The sequence below is a fragment of the Burkholderia cepacia genome (assembly GCF_001718835.1).
GTDB lineage: Bacteria > Pseudomonadota > Gammaproteobacteria > Burkholderiales > Burkholderiaceae > Burkholderia > Burkholderia cepacia_F.
Genome location: NZ_CP013443.1, coordinates 1134415 through 1154039 on the forward strand (window position 1 = coordinate 1134415; position 19625 = coordinate 1154039).

Annotated in this window: 23 protein-coding genes; 10 read left to right on the forward strand and 13 right to left on the reverse strand. The window is 66.6% G+C overall.

From position 1 onward, the window contains the following. Positions 1-53: 53 nt before the first annotated feature. A complete protein-coding gene (locus WT26_RS08640) occupies positions 54-1340 on the reverse strand; it encodes a D-amino acid dehydrogenase (RefSeq protein ID WP_069272618.1) in 1287 nt (428 codons plus the stop codon). Positions 1341-1485: 145 nt separating this feature from the next. On the opposite strand from WT26_RS08640, the gene WT26_RS08645 reads away from it, so the two are divergent. Beyond that, a complete protein-coding gene (locus WT26_RS08645; protein WP_011351353.1) occupies positions 1486-1974 on the forward strand; it encodes an Lrp/AsnC ligand binding domain-containing protein in 489 nt (162 codons plus the stop codon). Between the two features lie 101 nt (positions 1975-2075). Next, positions 2076-3251 carry a PA0069 family radical SAM protein gene (locus tag WT26_RS08650; protein ID WP_069272619.1) on the forward strand — a complete coding sequence of 392 codons (1176 nt, stop codon included), beginning with the start codon at positions 2076-2078 and terminating at the stop codon, positions 3249-3251. Between the two features lie 49 nt (positions 3252-3300). On the opposite strand, the gene WT26_RS08655 is transcribed toward WT26_RS08650, so the two are convergent. Together WT26_RS08655 and WT26_RS08660 are read right to left on the reverse strand one after the other, a co-directional pair. Then, a complete protein-coding gene (locus WT26_RS08655) occupies positions 3301-3768 on the reverse strand; it encodes an NINE protein (protein ID WP_069273716.1) in 468 nt (155 codons plus the stop codon). A 109-nt stretch (positions 3769-3877) separates the two neighbouring features. Continuing rightward, positions 3878-5014, reverse strand: coding sequence for a PQQ-dependent sugar dehydrogenase (locus WT26_RS08660; RefSeq protein ID WP_069272620.1), 1137 nt, complete (start codon positions 5012-5014; stop codon positions 3878-3880). Positions 5015-5168: 154 nt separating this feature from the next. On the opposite strand from WT26_RS08660, the gene rpsP reads away from it, so the two are divergent. The 6 genes from rpsP to WT26_RS08690 all read left to right on the forward strand — a co-directional run bounded on the left by rpsP (position 5169) and on the right by WT26_RS08690 (position 9303). After that, positions 5169-5423: a 30S ribosomal protein S16 gene (gene rpsP / locus WT26_RS08665; RefSeq protein ID WP_006476550.1), complete on the forward strand. Its 255-nt coding sequence runs from the start codon at positions 5169-5171 to the stop codon at positions 5421-5423. Positions 5424-5465: 42 nt separating this feature from the next. Continuing rightward, positions 5466-6149 (forward strand): ribosome maturation factor RimM, encoded by a 684-nt coding sequence (gene rimM / locus WT26_RS08670; RefSeq protein ID WP_069272621.1) that lies wholly within the window; start codon positions 5466-5468, stop codon positions 6147-6149. Then, the gene (trmD, locus tag WT26_RS08675) at positions 6146-6940 is read left to right on the forward strand and encodes a tRNA (guanosine(37)-N1)-methyltransferase TrmD (RefSeq protein ID WP_059729483.1); all 795 of its coding nucleotides are present in this window, start codon (positions 6146-6148) and stop codon (positions 6938-6940) included. The genes rimM and trmD overlap by 4 nt, the downstream gene beginning before the upstream one ends. Before the next feature lie 133 nt (positions 6941-7073). Then, positions 7074-7469 (forward strand): 50S ribosomal protein L19, encoded by a 396-nt coding sequence (gene rplS / locus WT26_RS08680; RefSeq protein WP_069272622.1) that lies wholly within the window; start codon positions 7074-7076, stop codon positions 7467-7469. Between the two features lie 87 nt (positions 7470-7556). After that, the gene (locus tag WT26_RS08685; RefSeq protein ID WP_069272623.1) at positions 7557-8243 is read left to right on the forward strand and encodes a CoA pyrophosphatase; all 687 of its coding nucleotides are present in this window, start codon (positions 7557-7559) and stop codon (positions 8241-8243) included. Positions 8244-8364: 121 nt separating this feature from the next. Continuing rightward, the gene (locus WT26_RS08690) at positions 8365-9303 is read left to right on the forward strand and encodes a CobD/CbiB family protein (RefSeq protein WP_021159740.1); all 939 of its coding nucleotides are present in this window, start codon (positions 8365-8367) and stop codon (positions 9301-9303) included. A 60-nt stretch (positions 9304-9363) separates the two neighbouring features. Here the strand turns inward: WT26_RS08690 and WT26_RS08695 are convergent, their stop codons facing one another. The 3 genes from WT26_RS08695 to WT26_RS08705 form a co-directional block, all read right to left on the reverse strand. Continuing rightward, positions 9364-9681: a putative signal transducing protein gene (locus tag WT26_RS08695; RefSeq protein ID WP_069273717.1), complete on the reverse strand. Its 318-nt coding sequence runs from the start codon at positions 9679-9681 to the stop codon at positions 9364-9366. A 95-nt stretch (positions 9682-9776) separates the two neighbouring features. After that, a complete protein-coding gene (rsgA, locus tag WT26_RS08700) occupies positions 9777-10718 on the reverse strand; it encodes a ribosome small subunit-dependent GTPase A (RefSeq protein WP_069272624.1) in 942 nt (313 codons plus the stop codon). Beyond that, on the reverse strand, positions 10715-11974 hold the full coding sequence (locus tag WT26_RS08705; protein WP_059527681.1) for a M48 family metallopeptidase: 1260 nt from the start codon (positions 11972-11974) through the stop codon (positions 10715-10717). Before WT26_RS08705 ends, rsgA begins: the two co-directional genes overlap by 4 nt. Positions 11975-12091: 117 nt before the next feature. On the opposite strand from WT26_RS08705, the gene orn reads away from it, so the two are divergent. Then, positions 12092-12712: an oligoribonuclease gene (gene orn / locus WT26_RS08710; protein WP_048022931.1), complete on the forward strand. Its 621-nt coding sequence runs from the start codon at positions 12092-12094 to the stop codon at positions 12710-12712. Between the two features lie 23 nt (positions 12713-12735). Here the strand turns inward: orn and mog are convergent, their stop codons facing one another. Both mog and yjgA read right to left on the reverse strand, forming a co-directional pair. Further along, positions 12736-13359: a molybdopterin adenylyltransferase gene (gene mog / locus WT26_RS08715; RefSeq protein WP_069272625.1), complete on the reverse strand. Its 624-nt coding sequence runs from the start codon at positions 13357-13359 to the stop codon at positions 12736-12738. Continuing rightward, the gene (yjgA, locus tag WT26_RS08720; protein WP_272481916.1) at positions 13343-13945 is read right to left on the reverse strand and encodes a ribosome biogenesis factor YjgA; all 603 of its coding nucleotides are present in this window, start codon (positions 13943-13945) and stop codon (positions 13343-13345) included. Before yjgA ends, mog begins: the two co-directional genes overlap by 17 nt. Before the next feature lie 153 nt (positions 13946-14098). Between yjgA and pmbA the strand changes: the two genes are divergently transcribed. After that, entirely contained in the window at positions 14099-15469 is a 1371-nt protein-coding gene (gene pmbA, locus WT26_RS08725; RefSeq protein ID WP_069272626.1) for a metalloprotease PmbA, read from the forward strand. A gap of 88 nt (positions 15470-15557) precedes the next feature. Here the strand turns inward: pmbA and WT26_RS08730 are convergent, their stop codons facing one another. The 5 genes from WT26_RS08730 to WT26_RS08745 form a co-directional block, all read right to left on the reverse strand. Then, positions 15558-16058, reverse strand: a complete 501-nt coding sequence (locus WT26_RS08730) for a dihydrofolate reductase (RefSeq protein ID WP_059527668.1) — start codon at positions 16056-16058, stop codon at positions 15558-15560. Positions 16059-16152: 94 nt separating this feature from the next. Next, a complete protein-coding gene (locus WT26_RS08735; protein WP_420480934.1) occupies positions 16153-17631 on the reverse strand; it encodes a sigma 54-interacting transcriptional regulator in 1479 nt (492 codons plus the stop codon). Next, the gene (locus WT26_RS08740) at positions 17624-18040 is read right to left on the reverse strand and encodes a hypothetical protein (RefSeq protein ID WP_069272627.1); all 417 of its coding nucleotides are present in this window, start codon (positions 18038-18040) and stop codon (positions 17624-17626) included. The genes WT26_RS08735 and WT26_RS08740 overlap by 8 nt, the downstream gene beginning before the upstream one ends. 721 nt (positions 18041-18761) lie before the next feature. Then, positions 18762-19097, reverse strand: a complete 336-nt coding sequence (locus WT26_RS37225; RefSeq protein ID WP_155123088.1) for a hypothetical protein — start codon at positions 19095-19097, stop codon at positions 18762-18764. Positions 19098-19171: 74 nt separating this feature from the next. Next, the gene (locus WT26_RS08745; protein ID WP_059715700.1) at positions 19172-19522 is read right to left on the reverse strand and encodes a hypothetical protein; all 351 of its coding nucleotides are present in this window, start codon (positions 19520-19522) and stop codon (positions 19172-19174) included. Positions 19523-19625: the final 103 nt, after the last annotated feature.

Consider the following 19625-nt stretch of genomic DNA (forward strand, 5'->3'; position numbering starts at 1 on the left):
GCCTTTTTGCTTGATGTGCGACCGACCCGCGCGCTGCAGCGGGCCGGTGCAGCTCACGCGTAAGCGGGGCGCGGCTGGCCCGCCGTGTCCTTCAGGTAACGATGCACCGACAGGTCGTCGGCCTGGATCGCGGGCATCTTGCCCGAGATCAGGTCTGCGAGCAGTTGGCCCGAGCCGCACGACATCGTCCAGCCGAGCGTGCCGTGGCCGGTGTTCAGGAACAGGTTCGACACCGGCGTGCGGCCGACGATCGGCGTGCCGTCCGGCGTCATCGGGCGCAGGCCCGTCCAGAACGTAGCCTTCGACGTGTCACCGCCGCCCGGGAACAGGTCGTTCACGCACATTTCGAGCGTTTCGCGGCGCGCGGCGCGCAGCTTCTTGTCGAAGCCGACGATTTCCGCCATGCCGCCGACGCGGATGCGCTGGTCGAATCGCGTGATCGCGATCTTGTAGGTTTCGTCGAGCACGGTCGATACGGGCGCGGCCGCTTCGTTGACGATCGGCGCGGTGATCGAATAGCCCTTCAACGGGTAGACGGGGATCTTCATCAGGTTCGAGATGAAGCTGGTCGAGTACGAGCCGAGCGCGACGACATACGCGTCCGCACGCACCGTCTCGCTGCCGCACTGCACGCCGGCGATCTTGCCGCCCGCGATCGCGAGCGCATCGATCGGCGTGTTGTAGCGGAACTTGACGCCGAGCGATTCCGCGAGCGCCGCGAGGCGCGTCGTGAACAGCTGGCAGTCGCCCGTTTCGTCGCCCGGCAGGCGCAGGCCGCCCGTCAGCTTGTGCGAGACGGCGGCGAGGGCCGGTTCGGCGTTCTTCAGATCGGCCGGCGACAGCAGTTCGAACGGCACGTTCGCTTCCTGAAGAACCGCGATGTCCTTCGCCGCGCCGTCGAGTTGCTGCTGCGTGCGGAACAGTTGCAGCGTGCCGCCCGTGCGGCCTTCGTACTGGATGCCGGTATCGGCGCGCAACGCCTGCAGGCAGTCGCGGCTGTATTCGGCGAGACGAACCATGCGGCCCTTGTTGACTGCATAGCGCTCGGCCGTGCAGTTGCGCAGCATCTGGTACATCCACTGGAGCTGGAAGCGCGTGCCGTCGAGGCGGATCGCGAGCGGCGCGTGTTTCTCGAACATCCATTTGACGGCCTTCAGCGGCACGCCGGGGGCGGCCCACGGCGCGGCATAGCCGGGGGAGATCTGGCCAGCGTTCGCGAAGCTCGTCTCGAGCGCCGGGCCGGCCTCCCGGTCGATCACCGTGACTTCATGACCGGCGCGCGCGAGGTAATACGCGCTTGCCACGCCCACCACACCGCTGCCCAGAATGACGACTCGCATAGCTGCTCCAGATGGAAGGGACCAGATCGAGGCCGGGCGCACCTGCGGCTCCGTGTAACCTCTAGCTGATCTAGTTTTTTGCGCTATGGTATTGTCGAATGTGTAGGTTTTGTTATCGTATTTTTCAGGTTTTCAGCATAAACAAATGAGAACGCAACGTCAGCCCGTACGCTCGCTCGACAAGCTCGACCGGCGCATCCTGAAACTGCTCCAGGACGACGGCCGGATGGCGATGAAGGACCTCGCGGAACAGGTCGGACTGACCGTCACGCCGTGTATCGAGCGTGTGCGGCGCATGGAGCGGGATGGCGTGATCACCGGCTATCACGCGCGTGTCGATCCCCACCAGCTGGATGCCGCGCTGCTGGTGTTCGTCGAGATCACGCTCGGTCACAAGGGCGGCAACATGTTCGAGCAATTTCGCCGGGAAGTGATGAAGATCGACGAGGTGCTCGAGTGTCATCTCGTGTCCGGCGATTTCGACTACCTGATCAAGGCGCGGATCGGCGAGATGGCCGACTACCGCAAGCTGCTCGGCGACATCCTGCTGCAGCTGCCCGGCGCCGTGCAGTCGAAGAGCTATGTCGTGATGGAAGAAATCAAGGAGACGCTGACGATCGCGGTGGGGGACTGACGCACCGGCGGCAGGTTGCCGGGCCCTTTATCCCGCCCTTGGCACGCTGCGCTCAATACTGTATAAATGTACAGTATTGAGCGCAGGCGAATGGGTGGCACATGGACGATCGATCCGACAACGAATTTCCGATAGCGCCGCCCGTGCCCCGCAAGGGGCGCGGTGCGGTCGACAACCTGCAGGGGCGATACGAGCTCGCACAGCGTGAAGCGGTCGACGACGGCTGGGCACACGAGTCGGACGATGCCGATTTCCCCGCGCCGCTGCGCACGCAGGTATTCGAGGAGCGGGCCAAGAGCATCCTCACGCGCAACCAGTCGCCCGATATTCCATTCAGCGTATCGCTCAATCCGTATCGCGGTTGCGAGCATGGATGCATTTACTGCTTTGCGCGTCCGACGCACAGTTATCTCGGCTTGTCGCCGGGGCTCGATTTCGAAAGCCGCATCTATGCGAAGGTCAATGCGGCCGAACTGCTCGAGCGCGAAATTTCGCGCAAGCGCTACGTGCCGGAGCCGATCGCGCTCGGCGTCAACACCGACGCGTACCAGCCGGTCGAGCGCGACTTGCGCATCACGCGCAGCGTGATCCAGGTGATGCACGATCGCGGGTTGCCGTTCGCGGCGATCACCAAGTCGTCGCTGATCGAGCGCGATCTCGACTTGCTCGCGCCGATGGCCGAGCGCAAGCAGGTGATGGCGGCGGTCACGATCACGACGCTCGACGCCGATCTCGCGCGCACGCTCGAGCCGCGCGCGGCGACGCCGGCGCGACGGTTGCGTACGATTCGTGCGTTGAGCGAGGCGGGCGTGCCGGTCGGCGTGAGCATTGCACCGATGATTCCGTTCGTCACCGAGCCCGACATGGAGCGTGTGCTCGAGGCGTGCGCGGAAGCCGGCGCGACGCATGCGAGCTACATCATCCTGAGGCTGCCGTGGGAAGTCGCGCCGCTGTTCAAGAACTGGCTGGCAGCGCATTTTCCCGGCCGTGCGGAGCGCGTGATGAACCGTGTGCGCGACATGCGCGGCGGGAAAGACTACGACTCGGATTTCTCGAAACGGATGAAGGGCGAGGGGGTCTGGGCCGACCTGCTGCGGCAGCGCTTCCACCAGGCCGTCAAGCGGCTCGGGCTGAACGAGCGCACGAACGGCATTCTCGATCTGTCGCAGTTTCGCGGCACGCCGGCCGTTGCGACGCCGGTGCCGCGCGTTGCCGTTCGTTCGGCCGGCACGCGGTCGACGCAATCGCGCGACGACATGCAGTTGAACCTGTTCTGACCGGCGCGCCGGACCGTCACGAGGTGCCGGCGCGTCGCGCGCGTTGCGCTTACTGCGAAATCCGCTTGGCCGCTTCGACCTGCGACTCGAAATACGTCTGGAACGACAGGGCGAGTGCGGTCATCAGCAGGAACGCACCGATCAGCAGTGAGAAGATCACCACGAAGATCACGGTCCAGCCCGACTTGCTGTGCTTGCCCGTTTCCGCGTTGAATTGCGCGTCCCATTTTTCGTCGGGACGCAGCCCGTAGACGAGCGCGGCGAGGAAGGCAGCCAGCAGCGAGATGGCGCCGGGTAGCGCGAGCCACCAGCCGAGGCCGGCGCTGCGCTGGGTCGCGGCGAGCAGGAGGAAGCCCGGGATGCCGACGATCGTCGCGAGCAGGTGTGCCCAGCCGTACACGTCGCGAAAGCCATACAGATAGAAGCGGTGCGCGCCGAGCGAACCGAACAGGAACGCGAGGGCGGCGGTGAGCGTCTTGGAGCGAAAGCGGCGGGACGGTGCGGTGCTGCTGGACATGGATGGCGGCGTATTGTCGTTGGCATGGGCGGCCGGCGGGCCGGCGCGGGCGCGCGGCCCGGCACGCATTCTACGATGCCCGGTCGGGGCCGGTCACCCCTGTGCTGCGTCAAGGTGCCGCATAGGTCACGCGATAGATTGCGCCCGCGTAGTCGTCGCTGACGAGCAGCGAGCCGTCCGGCAGCGGCAGCACGTCGGCAGGGCGTCCCCATACCGTGCCGTCGGGCCGCAACCAGCCCGTGACGAACGGTGTTTGCCGCGCGTGACTGCCGTCGGCGGACGCCACGACGCGCATCACGCGGTAACCGACCTTCGTGCTGCGGTTCCACGAACCGTGTTCGGCGATGAACACATTGTTGCGATACGACGCCGGAAACATCGGCCCGGTATAGAAGCGCATGCCGAGGGCCGCGACGTGCGCGCCGAGCTTCAGCACGGGGCCCGTGTAGTGGCGGCACGCGTCCTGGCTGCCGAATTCGGGGTCGGGCGTGTCGCCGCCATGGCAGTACGGGAAGCCGAAGTCGAGGCCGGCGTGCGGTGCGCGGTTCAGCTTGTCGTCGGGCACGTCGTCGCCCATCATGTCGCGCCCGTTGTCGGTAAACCACAGCTCGCCCGAATCGGGGTGCCACGCGAAGCCGACCGTATTGCGTACACCGCGGGCGACGACCTCGTTTCCGCTGCCGTCCGCCTTCATGCGTGCGATGATCGCGTAGCGGCTGCGATCGGCGAGACAGACGTTGCACGGCGCGCCGGTCGGCACGTACAGCTTGCCGTCGGGGCCGAACGCAATGAATTTCCAGCCGTGATGGTGTTCGGTCGGCAGTGCGTCGGTGACGACCACAGGCTTCGGCGGCGCGGCAAGCTGGTCGTCGATGCGGTCGAGGCGCACAATGCGCGATACGGCTGACACGTACAATGCGCCGCCCCGGTAGGCCACACCGACGGGCATGTCGAGCCCGGAAGCGATCACGTAGCGCGCGCTGATCCGGCCCTCGTGCATCACCAACGCGTGCACGCGGCCTTCCCGCGTGCCGACATACAGGATGCCGCGTGGCGACCACGCCATTTCGCGCGCGGTCGGTACCGCGTCGGCCAGCACTGCGACGTGGAACCCGGGCGGCAGGACGAGTTCGCCCACCGGCAGGCCGGCGGCAAACGTCGTTGCGGAGGCGAGACAGGCGACGCCGGCAACGAGCGCCGCGACGCGGCGCTGCGCGCGGCGCGCCACGGCGCGAAGCGGCGGCATGGCGGCGGCGGACGGTCCTGGACAGGCCGATTCTATGCCCGGCGGACAGGCCGTCCGCGGAATTTTTGCGCGTAAGTGTTTGTTGTACCTCTGGTTTCCGGCTATAATCGCGTGTTTCAGTAGTTTCGAACCCGGTTTTCCCGAAGGACATCATATGGTTATCATCCGTCTGGCTCGTGGCGGCTCGAAGAAGCGCCCGTTCTACAACATCGTTGCTACCGATTCGCGCAACCGTCGTGACGGCCGCTTCATCGAGCGCGTCGGCTTCTACAACCCGGTCGCCACGAAGGGCGAATCGCTGCGTATCGCTCAGGATCGCCTGACGTACTGGCAAGGCGTTGGCGCGCAACTGTCGCCGACCGTCCAGCGTCTCGTGAAGGAAGCGCAAAAGGCGCAACCGGCTGCCTGACATGGCACGGTGTGCCGGTCGTGCCGGCTGTGAGGTGCATTGATGGCGGGTCACGATTCCGGTAATGCAAGGCGCGGGCGTGCGTCGTTTGGCGCATTCGTCCGCAAGCCGGTCGAGCGCGACGTTGTCGCGAACGCCGGTCAGGCTGCCGAGCAGGGCAGTCTCGAAGTGGCGCAGGCCTGGCCCGACGATGCCGTCGAGGTCGGGGCGGTGGTCGACGCCTATGGCCTGAAGGGTTGGGTCAAGGTGGCGACGCATGCCGACGCCGGCCGCGGTGGCGATGCGCTGCTCAAGGCGCGCCGCTGGTGGCTGGAACGTGGTGCGGAGCGGCTTTCCGTCCGCATCATGCAGTCGAAGACGCACAGCGACACCGTCGTTGCGCAACCCGCGGGCGTGAGCGACCGCGATGCCGCGCTGGCCATGCGCGGTTTTCGCGTGTTCGTGCGCCGGGAAGATTTCCCGGCATTGGCCGCGGACGAATTCTATTGGGTCGACCTGATCGGTCTCGACGTCGTCAACGAGCAATCGGTGGCGCTCGGGAAGGTGAGCGGGATGATCGACAACGGCGTGCATTCGATCATGCGTGTCGAATATCCGGCGACCGGCAAAGACGGTCAGCCGACCACCGACGAGCGGTTGATTCCGTTCGTCGGCGTATACGTCAAAACGGTGGATCAGGCGGCGCGTCGCATCGTCGTCGACTGGGAAGCCGATTACCTGAAATGAACCAGGTTACCGAGCGCGCGGTGCAGTTCGACGTCGTCACGCTCTTTCCCGAGATGTTCCGTGCACTGACCGACTGGGGGATCACCAGCCGGGCCGTCAAGCAAGGGCGCTTCGGGTTGCGCACCTGGAACCCGCGTGATTTCACGACGGACAACTACCGCACGGTCGACGATCGTCCGTACGGCGGCGGTCCGGGCATGGTGATGCTGGCCAGGCCGCTGGAAGCCGCGATCGATGCCGCGAAAGCGGCGCAGGCGGAGCAGGGTATCGCGAGCACGCGCGTCGTGATGATGTCGCCGCAAGGCGCACCGCTCACGCACGATCGCGCGGTGCGGATGGCGCAGGAACCCGGTGTCGTCGTGCTGTGTGGCCGCTATGAAGCGATCGACCAGCGCCTGCTCGATCGTTGCGTCGACGAGGAAATCAGCCTCGGCGATTTCGTATTGTCGGGCGGCGAACTGCCGGCGATGGCGATGATGGATGCGGTCGTGCGCTTGCTGCCCGGCGTGCTGAACGATTCGCTGTCGGCCGTGCAGGACAGTTTCGCCGACGGCCTGCTCGATTGTCCGCACTACACGCGCCCCGAGGAATACGATGGCATGCGCGTGCCGGACGTACTGCTCGGCGGGCATCATGCCGAGATCGAGCGGTGGCGGCGCCAGGAAGCATTGAGGAATACGTTGCGGAAGCGGCCGGACCTGATCGTCCGGGCGCGCCGCGAGAAGTTGCTGAGCCGGGCCGACGAGGCATGGCTTGCGAACCTCGCACGCGAAGCGAAGGACGCCTCCTGAGGCGGCTGCGCGAGCGGGAATTGGCGGTGCCGTGCATGCGTGTGCGGTGCCTGATGTGAATCCATCCTCTATCGGGGCCAGGCCTGGAAGCAGGCGGGTGCCAACGCCGACACGATGGCATAAGGAGTCAGTAATGAATCTGATCGCAAAACTTGAGCAGGAAGAAATCGAGCGCGCGCTCGCCGGCAAGACGATCCCCGAATTCGCCCCGGGCGACACGGTGATCGTGAACGTGAACGTGGTTGAAGGTAACCGCAAGCGCGTTCAGGCGTACGAAGGCGTCGTGATCGCTATTCGCAACCGTGGCCTGAACTCGAACTTCATCGTCCGCAAGATCTCGTCGGGCGAAGGCGTCGAGCGTACGTTCCAGACGTACTCGCCGCTGCTGGCAAGCATCGTCGTGAAGCGCCGCGGTGATGTGCGTCGTGCGAAGCTGTACTACCTGCGCGAGCGTTCGGGCAAGTCGGCTCGTATCAAGGAAAAGCTGGTGTCGAAGGATCGCGCCGCAGCAGCAGCTTCCCAAGAGTAAGAGCTGTAAGGAAAAAGCACCCACCCGGGTGCTTTTTTCATTCTGGCGCGACAATATGCTCGATACGACACCAACACGAGAGCCCCATTGAATCGCCGCCCCATCATCGATCCCGAAGTCCTGCCGGTCGAAGGCACCGGCGCCGGCCTGCCGGCCATCGATTCCCGCCTGATGACGCCGTCCGGCCTGCGCGACCGTTTCGCGCGCACGCTCGAGTGGAGCGTCGAGCCCGACGAGGCGCGGCTGCAGGAGGGCGTCGATCCGCGTAGCGCGGCCGTCCTCGTCCCGCTCGTCGTCCGCGAGTCCGGCCTGACCATGTTGCTGACCCAGCGCGCCGACCACCTGAACGACCATGCCGGACAGATCAGCTTCCCCGGCGGTCGCCGCGAACCGTTCGACCGCGACGCGACCGCAACCGCGCTGCGGGAGGCGAAGGAAGAGATCGGGCTGGCAGACGAGCGTGTCGAGATCCTCGGTGCGCTGCCCGACTACCTGACCGGCACGGGTTTCTGCGTGACGCCGGTGGTCGGCCTCGTGCATCCGCCGTTCACCGTGCAGGCCGACACGTTCGAAGTGGCCGAGATTTTCGAGGTGCCGCTCGCGTTCCTGATGAATCCCGCGAACCATCAGGTCCGGGTGTTCCGCTGGGAAGGCGGCGAGCGTCGTTTTTTTGCGATGCCCTATCCGAATGGCAAACCCGGCGGCCATTACTTCATCTGGGGCGCAACTGCCGGCATGTTGCGCAATCTGTACCGCTTCTTGGCCGCCGGCTAGGCGCGCACGGCGGCCGGCGCGCGCGGCCGGCTGCCGCACGACCGCGCCGGCAGCCATCCGGTGCTTACGCTGTGCTATCGTTATGCAAAAAATGACATAACTTCCGAAGACGGCGCCACGCATGACTTTCTTTTCGGTTCTCCTCGCCCTCATCATCGAACAGGTCCGCGCGTTGTCGCCGAACAATCCGGTGTTCGCGCTGTTCCAGTTTCATGCGGAAACCGTCGCGCATGGTCTCGACGCAGGCAAGCAGAAGCACGGCATTCTCGCATGGCTCGCGGTCGTGCTGCCGTGGGTGCTGATCGTCGCGCTGATCTATTTCCTGCTGTACAAGGTGAGTTTCGTGCTCGCGTTCATCTGGAACGTCGTCGTCGTGTATTTCACGCTCGGCTTCCGCCAGTTCAGCCACTACTTCACCGACATCCACCTCGCGCTCAACAACGACGACGTGCCGCGTGCGCGCGAAATCCTGCACGAGTGGACGGGCATCGACACGGTCGACATGCCGGTCGGCGAAATCGTCCGCCATACGCTGATTCACGCCGTTGTCGCATCGCATCGCCACGTGTTCGGCGTGTTCTTCTGGTACGTGCTGCCGATCGGCCCGGCCGGTGCCGTGCTGTACCGGATTTCCGAATACCTCGCGCGCAGCTGGTCGACGCCGGGCGACGACCGCACGGCGGCGTTCTCGACGTTCGCGCAGCGCGCGTTCTTCGTGATCGACTGGATTCCCTCGCGGCTGACGGCACTCGGCTTTGCGATCGTCGGTAACTTCGAGGACGCGATCTACGCGTGGCGCAACCATACGCGCCAGTGGCCCGATCCGAACGATGGCGTCCTGCTGGCAGCCGGTAGCGGTGCGCTCGGCGCACGCCTCGCGGGGCCGCTCGCGGAACCGTCGAGCCTCGACGCGCTGGCGGTCGGTGACAGCGGTCCGTTGACGGTCGGTGACGATTGCACGCCGCGTACGCTTCAATCCGCGGTTGGCCTTGTCTGGCGCGCGGTGATCCTGTGGATGATTCTGCTGCTGATGCTGACGCTCGCCGTCTGGGTGTCGTGACGCAGGGCCTGGAACGGAGCGCAAAAGGCCGGCTCGATGCCGGCCTTTTTGCTGTGCGGGTCAATCGTCGCGCGGGTCGCGCACGGCACCGCATTGCCAGCAGGCCGTGAACTGGGCCTCGAGCGCCTCGCCGCACTGCGGGCAACGCCAGGGCGTCGCGCCGGCGGCCGGCCCGCGCGATGCGGCGTCGAGCAGCCGGCGCGCGAGCGCGTCGTCGCGTTCGTCGTCGAGCCACAGCTCGGGTGTGCACGCGTCGGCAGGCAGGCCGCCGAGCGCGCCGGTCGCGTAGCAGTTATGCAGCTCGCAACCGATGCCGGCCACCTGGAGCACGTTGGCCCAATGCTGCGCCGTCGCAAGATCGGGTGCCTTGAAGCGCATCATCGCTCCCGTCGTTGACGGCCGGGCAACGGGGTGTTGTCCGCAGGGAAGGGCGGCCCGGCCGCGCAGCGCACCCCGTGCGCGCCGTCCGGACGTCAACGCACGACTTGGCTCGCCTCGTGCACGAGCTGCGCGTACAGCGCATGCCGCGTCGGCGCGATGCGGCCTTCGGCGACTGCTTCGAGAATCGCGCAGCCGGGCTCGTGCAGATGATGGCAATTATAGAAACGGCAGTCCGCGAGCAGGGGCCGGAACTCCGGAAACGCACGCTCGAGACGGCCTTCCGTCAGGTGGTAGAGGCCGAACTCCTGGAAGCCCGGCGAGTCGATCAGGGCACCGCCGCCTTCCAGCGGGTAGAGGCGCGTGAACGTCGTCGTGTGACGGCCGCTGTTGAGCGCGGCCGAAATCTCGCGCGTGGCGGCTTCGGCGTCGGGAACGAGCAGGTTCACGAGCGTCGACTTGCCCATCCCGGACTGGCCGAGGAGGATCGTCGAATGCCCGGCGAGGTGCGGCATCAGTTGCGCGCGCGCGTCGTCGGGCGAGCCTTTCACCGACAGCTCGAGCACGTCGTAGCCGAGTGCGCGGTAGGGCGCGAGGCGCTCGCGCGCGACCGGCAGCGCGGCTTCGACGTCGATCTTGTTCAGCACGACCAGCGGCTTCAGCTCGTTCGCCTCGGCGGCAATCAGCGCGCGGCCGAGCAAGTCCTCGCTGAAGTAGGGCTCGGTCGCGAGCACGATCAGCAACTGGTCGAGGTTGGCCGCGAACAGCTTCGACTTGAACTGGTCGGAACGGTACAGCAGGTTGCGCCGTTCGCCGATCTCGACGATGACGCCCTGGTCGGCCGACGCGAGTTCGTACGCGACTCGGTCGCCGACCGCGACATCGCTCTTCTTGCCGCGCGGGAAGCACTGCAGCATCGGGCCGCCATCGTCGGGCGCGACGATGTAGTGACGCCCGTGCGCCGCGATCACGCGGCCTTCGGCACGTTGCGCGTTCGACGCGCGCGGGGCCGGCTTGCGGGAGGTCGGCCGGCTCATGCGTGCTGCAGCAGGCGGTCGATCCGCTGCGACGCGGGCGGATGCGAGTAGTAGAAGGCCGTGTAGACAGGGTCGGGCGTCAGCGTCGACGCATTGTCCTCATAGAGCTTCACGAGCGCGCTGACGAGATCCTGCGCGTCGGTCTGGCTGGCCGCGAATGCGTCGGCCTCGAATTCGTGCTTGCGCGACGTGAGGCTGCCGAACGGCGTCGCGAAGAACAGGAACACGGGAATCGCGAGGAAGAACAGCACGAGCGCGGCGCCCGCGTTGCTCGTGTCGAGCGACGGCGTGACGCCGAGCCCCGTGTAGAACCACGTGCGCTGTGCAAGCCAGCCGAGCAGCGCGAGCAGCACGAGGCTCAGCACGAACGACACGAGCATCCGCTTCATCACGTGGCGGCGCTTGAAATGGCCGAGTTCGTGCGCGAGCACGGCCTCGATTTCCTGGCCGGACAGGCGCGCGAGCAGCGTGTCGAAGAACACGATCCGCTTCGACGCGCCGAAGCCCGTGAAGTATGCGTTGCCGTGCGCGGAGCGGCGGCTGCCGTCCATCACGAACAGGCCCTTCGCCGCGAAGCCGCAGCGCTTCATCAGCGACTCGATGCGCGCGCGCAGCGCGTCGTCCTTCAGCGGTTCGAACTTGTTGAAGATCGGTGCGATGAAGGTCGGGTAGATCAGCAGCACGAGCATCTGGAACGCGACCCAGACGATCCAGGTCCACAGCCACCACAGGCTGCCGGCCTGGTTCATCAGCCACAGCACGACGAACAGCAGCGGCAGGCCGAGCGCGGCGCCAAGCAGCGAGTTCTTCAGCATGTCGGTGAAGAACAGCCGCTTGGTCATCCGGTTGAAGCCGAAGCGCTGTTCGATTCCGAACTGGCGGTAATACTCGAACGGGACGTCGATCACGCTCGTGATCACGAGCACCGCGGCGACGAGCGCGACCTGCTGCCCGTAGCCGCGGCCGAGCCAGCCGGTGAGCAGCGTGTCGAGCGCGCCGACGCCGCCGAGCAGCGTGAGGCCGACGAGCACGGCCGCGCTGACGACGATCTCGAACATCGTCAGCCGGGTGCGCTCGACCGTATAGTCGGCCGCGCGCTGGTGGGCGGTCAGCGGGATGGTCGCGCTGAACTGGGCGGGGACGCCGTTGCGGTGCGCGGCGACGAAGCGGATCTGCCGCGACGCGAGCCACAGCTTGGTGACGACCATCGCGAGCACGGCGAGCGCGAACAGCAGGGTGAACGAAAAGGGTGACATCGAAGGCGCCAAAGGGTTCTATGCGAGAATTATATGTTCTTGCGGACCGGGCCCGCTGATGCGATGCCGGCCGCCCGGGCGGCGCGGCGCGCTGCCCGCCATTTTCCAGGATGACTCATGACCGATACCGCCGCTTCCACCAGCCAGCCCGCGCTCGTGCGCAACGAGTTGAACCTCGTCTGGCTCGACATGGAGATGACGGGCCTCGACCCGGATAACGACCGCATCATCGAGATCGCGGTCGTCGTGACCAATTCCACGCTCGACGTCGCCGTCGAAGGCCCCGTCTTCGCGATCCACCAGAGCGACGAAACGCTCGCGAAGATGGACGACTGGAACAAGTCGACGCACGGCCGCTCGGGCCTGATCGACCGCGTGCGCGCGTCGACCGTGACCGAAGCGGACGCCGCCGCGCAGCTGCAGGCCTTCCTCGCTCAGTACGTGTCGCCCGGCAAGTCGCCGATGTGCGGCAACTCGATCTGCCAGGACCGCCGCTTCATGGCGCGCTGGATGCCCGAATTCGAGCGGTTCTTCCACTACCGCAATCTCGACGTCAGCACGCTCAAGGAGCTGTGCCGTCGCTGGCAGCCGGCGATCTACAAGGGCTTCCAGAAGCGGGCGATGCACACGGCGCTCGCGGACATCCACGAGTCGATCGACGAGCTTAAGTACTACCGCGAGCATTTCCTGATTCCGGCCGCGTCGGCTTCGGCAGGCGAGTCTGCGCCGGCCGCCTGAACGGGCCGGCACTCTGCGCCGCGTCAGCGCGGCGCGCGCTGCGCGCTTTTCGGCCGGAACGCCGCGACCACCGTGGCGTCGGTCTCGATATACGGGCCGCCGATCAGGTCGATGCAGTAGGGCACCGCGGCGAAGATGCCGGGCACGGTCGACTTGCCGTCGGCATCGCGCAGCCCTTCCAGCGTTTCCCGGATCGATTTCGGCTGGCCGGGCAGGTTGATGATCAGCGCCGCGTGGTCGGCCTGGTCCGTTTCGCGGATCACCGCGACCTGCCGCGACAGGATCGCGGTCGGCACGAAATTCAGGCTGATCTGCCGCATCTGTTCACCGAACCCGGGCATTTCCTTCGTCGCCACGGCCAGCGTGGCCTCCGGCGTCACGTCGCGGCGCGCGGGGCCCGTGCCGCCGGTCGTCAGCACGAGGTCGCAGCCGGCCGTGTCGACCAGCTCGACGAGCGTCGCCGAGATCGTCGCGGCGTCGTCCTGGATCAGCCGGGCCTCCGCGCGCCACGGCGAGCTCAGCGCGGCGGCGAGCCACTCCTGCAACGCCGGAATGCCCTTGTCTTCGTAGATGCCCGTGCTCGCGCGGTCGCTGATCGACACGAGGCCGACGACGAGCTCGTCCGGGTGGTTACGCTTCGTCGTCATGCTCGTCTCCGGCGGACTCGTCTTCCTCGTCGTCCGCGTCAGGTGCGCCGCTCGCGGTCTTGATCCACTGGAACAGCTCGCGGAAATAGCGCGGCGGCTTGCCCTGCTGCGCTTCCTTGCGCGCGTTGCGGATCAGCGTGCGGCCTTCCTGGATATCGGCTTCCGGGTGCTGGCGCAGGAATTCGGTCAGCGCGTCGTCGCTCGCGAGCAACTGTTCGCGCGTTCGTTCGATCCAGTGCAGGCGGGCCGTCGCGGCCTTGTTCACGCCGCGCTGTGCGTCGAGCGCGGTGCGCAGCGCGGCCGTCTCGTCGTCGGTCAGCGAGCGCATCACGCGGCCGACGTACTGGAGCTGGCGGCGCTTGCCTTCGTGATCGGTGATCCGGCGGGCTTCGCGCACGGCGTCCGCGAGATCTTCGGGCATCGGCATGCGCTTGAGGGCGTCCTTCGGCAGGTCGACGAGCGCCTGGCCGAGCTCCTGCAGCGCGTGCATTTCGCGTTTCAACTGGGATTTGCTGGGGCGATCGTAGCCATTGTCGTCGTCTTCGACGGCATGCTCGATCGGCTGGATTCGGGTTTTGCGTGTCATGGACGGCATTGTATCGCGCCGCGGCCGCCCCAAGCTTCTCCGTTGCGGTGTCCCGGACCTGAAATGAAACGGCCCCGGCGCACACTGATATGATCGCGGGATACGCAACATTTTGAACATGCGGGCGCCCGCCCGCCACCGGATATCAAGACGATGGCAGCCAATCTCGACGTACAAGCGCGCTATTTCCCGCACACGCAGGACCAGCTCAAGGAAATCGCCTCGGACATCCTTCGCCATGCGAAGGCCCTCGGCGCGACGGATGCCGCGACCGAAATCTCCGAGGGCGACGGCCTGTCGGTGTCGGTGCGCCGCGGCGAAGTCGAAACGATCGAGCACAACCGCGACAAGATGGTCGGCGTGACCGTGTTCATCGGCAAGAAGCGCGGCAACGCGAGCACGTCGGATTTCTCGCCGGGCGCGATCAAGGATACCGTCGCCGCCGCCTACAACATCGCGCGCTTCACGGCCGAGGACGAGGCCGCCGGCCTCGCTGAAACCGAGCTGCTCGAGACGGCGCCGCGTGACCTCGACCTCTATCACCCGTGGGAGCTGTCCGCCGACGAGGCCGTCGAGCTCGCCCGCCGCGCGGAAGATGCCGCATTCGCGGTCAGCCCGCAGATCCGCAATTCGGAAGGCGCGAGCGTGTCGGCCCAGCATTCGCAGTTCGTGCTCGCGACGTCGCGTGGCTTCCTGTCCGGTTACCCGTACTCGCGCCACTACATCGCATGCGCACCGATCGCGGGCAGCGGCCGTCACATGCAGCGCGACGACTGGTATTCGTCGAAGCGCAGCGCGATCGATCTTGCGGCGCCCGAAGCGGTAGGCCGTTATGCGGCCGAGCGTGCGCTTGCGCGGATGGGCGCGCGCCGTCTCGACACCCGCAAGGTGCCCGTGCTGTTCGAGGCGCCGCTCGCGGCCGGCCTGCTCGGTGCATTCGTGCAGGCGGTGAGCGGCGGTGCGCTGTACCGCAAGACGTCGTTCCTCGTCGACAGCCTCGGCAAGCCGGTGTTCGCACCGCACATTCAGGTCGTCGAAGATCCGCACGTGCCGCGTGCGATGGGCAGCGCGCCGTTCGACGAGGAAGGCGTGCGTACGCGTGCGCGCAGCGTTGTCAAGGACGGCGTGGTCGAAGGCTACTTCCTGTCGACCTATTCGGCGCGCAAGCTCGGCACGCAAACCACCGGCAATGCAGGCGGCTCGCACAACCTCGCGCTGCGCAGCTCGAACACGCGGCCGGGCGACGATTTCGACGCGATGCTGAAGAAGCTCGGCACGGGCCTGTTGCTGACCGAGCTGATGGGGCAGGGCGTGAACTACGTGACGGGCGACTATTCGCGCGGCGCGGCGGGCTTCTGGGTCGAGAACGGCGTGATCCAGTATCCGGTCGAGGAAATCACCGTCGCGAGCACGTTGCAGGAAATGTTCCGGCATATCGTCGCGATCGGCGCCGATTCGATCGTGCGGGGCACGAAGGAAACGGGCTCGGTGCTGATCGAGCAGATGACGATCGCCGGGCAGTAAGCGGCGCGCGGCATCGGCCGCCTTCAAACTGAAAAGCCCGACGGCGTGAGTGAGCCGGTCGGGCTTTTTCATTGCGCGCGATGATGCGTCAGCCGCGCTTGCGCTCGTAGACGACGAACGCATAGCCGAACGTGTTCGGCGCGGCCGCCTGGTGCGCATCGCGCGATACTTCCTGCCAGTGCTCGGCGTCGGGTGCCGGGAACGACGCGTCACCGTCGAAGTCGGCATCGATCTCGGTGACGACCAGCTTGTCGGCGAGTGCGAGACCTTCCGTGTAGAGTTGCGCGCCACCGATCAGGAACGCCTCGGGCACTCCGTCGCGCGCGGCGAGCGCCAGCGCGTCGGCGAGCGACGTGACCGTGTCGCAGCCGTCGAAGCGTCGCGCCGCATCGCGCGTGACGACGATGTTGCGGCGGCCCGGCAGCGGCCGGCCGATCGACTCGTGGGTCTTGCGGCCCATCACGATCGGTGCGCCCATCGTCGTGCGCTTGAAGAAGGCGAGATCCTCGGGAAGTTTCCAGGGCAACTGGTTGTCGCGGCCGATGATGCCGTTGCGGGCACGCGCGACGATCAGGGTCAACGTCGTCATGAAGGTCGGGGAGAGGAAAACCGGAATGGCGCCGATTCTACCGGAATGCCGGCGTGCATCGCGCGTCGAGTTCGGCTCGATCCGTGCGCCGCATCTATCCCCGGTGCTCGTCGCCGGCCGCCGCCGCGCGCTGCTCCGTGTCGGACAGCTCACGCAGCCCGTGCGCGGTCATCAGTCGATACAGCGTCGCGCGCGAGATGCCCAGCTCCGCGGCGGCTTCCGTGAGCCGGTGCCGGTGGCGCAGCAGCGCCGCCTCGATCGCGCGCTTCTCCGCGTGCTCGCGGGCCTCGGCGAGCGTCGACGACTGTTGGGCGGCGTACGGCCCGAGATCGAGGTCGGCAGCCGAGATCAGCCGGCTGTCGGCCATCACGACCGCGAGCCGGATCCGGTTGATCAGCTCGCGCACGTTGCCCGGCCACGGATAGTTGTGAATCGCTTCGACCGCGCTCGGCATGAAGCCGCGGATCTTCCGCGCGCTGTCGCTGCGGAACTTCAGCAGCACGTGATGCGCGAGCAGTTCGATGTCCTTGCCGCGCACGCGCAGCGGCGGTTCGTCGATGCGCAGCACGCACAGGCGATGGAACAGGTCGGCGCGAAAGGCGCCGTCGCGCATCGCCGCCTCGAGGTCGACGTGTGTCGCCGAGATGATGCGGACGTCGATCGGAATCGATTCGTGGCCGCCGAGCCGTTCGATCTTGCCCTCCTGCAGGAAGCGCAGCATGCTCGCCTGGCTCTCGGGCGGCATGTCGCCGATTTCATCGAGAAACAGCGTGCCGCCGTGCGCGGCCTCGACGCGGCCGATCTTGCGCTGGTGCGCACCGGTGAACGCGCCGCGCTCGTAGCCGAACAGTTCGGATTGCAGCAGGTGATGCGGAATCGCGCCGCAATTGATCGCGACGAACGGCGCCTTGCGGCGCGACGAGCGCTCGTGGATCGCGAGCGCGGTCAGTTCCTTGCCGGTGCCCGATTCCCCGGAAATGAACACGGTCGCATCCGTGTTCGCGACCTTGCGGATCGTGCGGAACAGCTTCTGCATCACGTCGCAGGTGCCGACCATTTCGTCGTCGCCGGTTGCGGCGACGTCGGAGGCGAGATCGAGGTCGCACAGCGTCATCATTCCGTATGCGTGACCGACGAGGTAGTCGATCGTCGTGAGCGTCGGCGCGTCTTTCACGTAGTCGAAGCAGCACTGGCGGATCAGCTTGCGGATGTCGGGTTCGGCGAGGCGCGTGGAGTCGGTGAGCGCGATCCAGCCGATCTGCTGATGGCGCAGGATCGGCTCCAGCGTGGGGAGATCGCGCGCCACGAAGCCGTCGAGATCGACGATGCCCGCATGTGCGGCTTCCGGCTTCACGAGCCGCTGCGCGTCGTGTGCGCTTCTCGCGTGCAGCACGTCCCAGCGGCGCTCGAGCAGATGCGCAACGAGCGTCGCGTCAGGGTGGCGGGACAGATACACGAGCGGCCGGACGGCATCGGGGTGGTCGTGAGCGGCGGCGCCGTCCGAGCGCGCGATCGTCAGTCGCGGCACGAAGCCCTGCGGGGCGGCTGAGGTGACGAAATGAGAGTCATGCACGATAACCTCGCTGCGTAAGCGCGCTTCGGAAAGAGGGCGAAGCGCGCAGGGCGGCGATCCAGGCCGGCGTGTCGGACGTGCGCCCGAACGCGGCTGGCATCTTCGTCGCCGAGAGTTTCTTCAAGGTATAGGGGCGGCCGGCGCGCGACACGACGGTCGGTGTGTGGCGCGCGGTGGCGCATGCGGTCGGTGCGAGACGCCCGGCCCGATGCCGGGCGAGCGCCGCAGGTCGGCATGCTGCTGGCCGGCGCGCAGAGGCCGCCGCGGCCAGGTCATCGCATGTTGTCGGGTTCGCCGCGAGCTGGCCCGGGATGACGCGTTCGCGCCGCGCGCGCAGGCGCGGCGCCGTGCGCGCATGGTGCAGCGGGTCAGCGGGCAAGCCGAATGCGGGCGGTTGCTGTTGCGACATGTTCCCTCCCCCGGTTGGACGGCCTGGCCGCGAACCGACGGGTTCGGGGGCGGGCGTCCGGAATGGCATATCGAATACCATGCAATTTCGGTTCCACGGCTTGCGCGCCGTGCGTCATCTCCTGGTAAACCTGCTGTCGTGCAGCGCTGGCGGGACACTCGTCTGACGGAGCGTTACGCGTGCATCGGTTGTGTACGCAACCGGATATGAAATCGGCCGGAACCGATCATGCGGTAACCGGCGAGCGACGGACGGCGTGCAATGTCTAGCGCGCCGTTCGCAAAATGCAGTGGAACGGTATGACGCAGTCCGCATCCGGGCCGCAGCGCCGTGGCCATACGCATCCGAGCCGTCGGGATTCGACGGCGCGAATGGGGCGGTGCGGTTCACGCGGATTGCCGTGTCAGTCATCCGCCGCAACCGTAGCGATCGTCTCCCGGACATGCCGATCTCGCGTGGTGCGCGTCGGGCGGACATACGGATCATGCGCGGTCTCCGGTGGTTCCGTCAGGACATTGTGTCGAGCACGTCGAGCGCGACATCGTCATGCGCCGAGCGTCGACGCAATGCGGCTGACCGGCCTCACCCGACATTCCGACGCGCCCGCTCGCGCCGGCTGGCGTGATCGCGCACAGGTGTCCGGGCGGGGGCGTATTTGCGTCGCCGGCATCATGTCCGGCTGACGGATCGGAATGTGGCGTGTGCTTCACGGTGTGCTCCATCACGTGATGGCCTGATCAAGGAAGCGTGTAAAAACAGCATCGAGCGTGTAAAAAGAGTGCCCGCCGGGGGACGGAGCACAAAACCGTTTGCCGCAGCCTGGCGGGCGTCGGGTTTCGGCGCATTCGATCGCATTGCTCCTGGCCATGTTGCGTGCGTCTGGCGGGCACGCCTGTCCGTCGCGCCGAGTGATCTCGAAAAATGATTCGTAATCCAATATGAATGATCGGCTTGCGTCTGCAACGTGCAACGCAAGCCCGACGTCCGGCACGCCGCACCCGGTGCCGGCGATTGCCGGCACCGGCCTGTCGGGAAGAGGACAGGGCAGCGCGATCATGACGGATCTCGTGGATGGTTCATTGAAAGAAGTGGTGGGCGCGACAGGTTTTCGATATCGAAGGTCGGTGGTCGTTACTTGCTCGGTGGTGCCGTGACGCGGCCCTGCAATGCATGCTGCGTGTTCACGGGCGCCGGAAGTGGCTTGGGCGGGGTAATCTCGTCCCACAGCGTGACCGTGCCGTTGCCCGGCGTGGACGACGGCGACAGCGCGACGTCCGATGTGCTGGCCGGCTGGAGCGCAGGCCGGCTCTCGTCGACCTGCGTGTAACGCTTCATCCATGTAGCGTCGTTTGCCGGAGACGCGAGCATGGTGTCGGGCGCATCTCCCTGGGTGGTTTCCTGTGCGATCGCCGCGACCTGTAGCGACGCGGCTGTGAACGCGACGTCGACCCAGGCGATGGACAGGCGATGAAGAGTTCGCATGGCGTGTCTCCGGTGTGCAGTGATACCAGCGAAATACATGCCACTGCGCCCGGATTGTTGTCGCGATTGCGCCCGCCCCGACGGTGCGGCGGCGCGCGCGGCG

Coding starts and splice junctions, on each gene's coding strand:
- WT26_RS08650 (WP_069272619.1), top strand. CDS start 2,076: ATGGACGATCGATCCGACAACGAATTTCCGATAGCGCCGCCCGTGCCC.
- WT26_RS08660 (WP_069272620.1), bottom strand. CDS start 5,014: ATGCCGCCGCTTCGCGCCGTGGCGCGCCGCGCGCAGCGCCGCGTCGCG.
- mog (WP_069272625.1), bottom strand. CDS start 13,359: ATGACGACGAAGCGTAACCACCCGGACGAGCTCGTCGTCGGCCTCGTG.
- WT26_RS08690 (WP_021159740.1), top strand. CDS start 8,365: ATGACTTTCTTTTCGGTTCTCCTCGCCCTCATCATCGAACAGGTCCGC.
- WT26_RS08655 (WP_069273716.1), bottom strand. CDS start 3,768: ATGTCCAGCAGCACCGCACCGTCCCGCCGCTTTCGCTCCAAGACGCTC.
- rplS (WP_069272622.1), top strand. CDS start 7,074: ATGAATCTGATCGCAAAACTTGAGCAGGAAGAAATCGAGCGCGCGCTC.
- trmD (WP_059729483.1), top strand. CDS start 6,146: ATGAACCAGGTTACCGAGCGCGCGGTGCAGTTCGACGTCGTCACGCTC.
- orn (WP_048022931.1), top strand. CDS start 12,092: ATGACCGATACCGCCGCTTCCACCAGCCAGCCCGCGCTCGTGCGCAAC.
- rpsP (WP_006476550.1), top strand. CDS start 5,169: ATGGTTATCATCCGTCTGGCTCGTGGCGGCTCGAAGAAGCGCCCGTTC.
- WT26_RS37225 (WP_155123088.1), bottom strand. CDS start 19,097: ATGATCGCGCTGCCCTGTCCTCTTCCCGACAGGCCGGTGCCGGCAATC.
- WT26_RS08730 (WP_059527668.1), bottom strand. CDS start 16,058: ATGACGACGTTGACCCTGATCGTCGCGCGTGCCCGCAACGGCATCATC.
- WT26_RS08745 (WP_059715700.1), bottom strand. CDS start 19,522: ATGCGAACTCTTCATCGCCTGTCCATCGCCTGGGTCGACGTCGCGTTC.
- rimM (WP_069272621.1), top strand. CDS start 5,466: ATGGCGGGTCACGATTCCGGTAATGCAAGGCGCGGGCGTGCGTCGTTT.
- rsgA (WP_069272624.1), bottom strand. CDS start 10,718: ATGAGCCGGCCGACCTCCCGCAAGCCGGCCCCGCGCGCGTCGAACGCG.
- yjgA (WP_272481916.1), bottom strand. CDS start 13,945: ATGACACGCAAAACCCGAATCCAGCCGATCGAGCATGCCGTCGAAGAC.
- WT26_RS08640 (WP_069272618.1), bottom strand. CDS start 1,340: ATGCGAGTCGTCATTCTGGGCAGCGGTGTGGTGGGCGTGGCAAGCGCG.
- WT26_RS08695 (WP_069273717.1), bottom strand. CDS start 9,681: ATGCGCTTCAAGGCACCCGATCTTGCGACGGCGCAGCATTGGGCCAAC.
- WT26_RS08645 (WP_011351353.1), top strand. CDS start 1,486: ATGAGAACGCAACGTCAGCCCGTACGCTCGCTCGACAAGCTCGACCGG.
- pmbA (WP_069272626.1), top strand. CDS start 14,099: ATGGCAGCCAATCTCGACGTACAAGCGCGCTATTTCCCGCACACGCAG.
- WT26_RS08740 (WP_069272627.1), bottom strand. CDS start 18,040: ATGTCGCAACAGCAACCGCCCGCATTCGGCTTGCCCGCTGACCCGCTG.
- WT26_RS08705 (WP_059527681.1), bottom strand. CDS start 11,974: ATGTCACCCTTTTCGTTCACCCTGCTGTTCGCGCTCGCCGTGCTCGCG.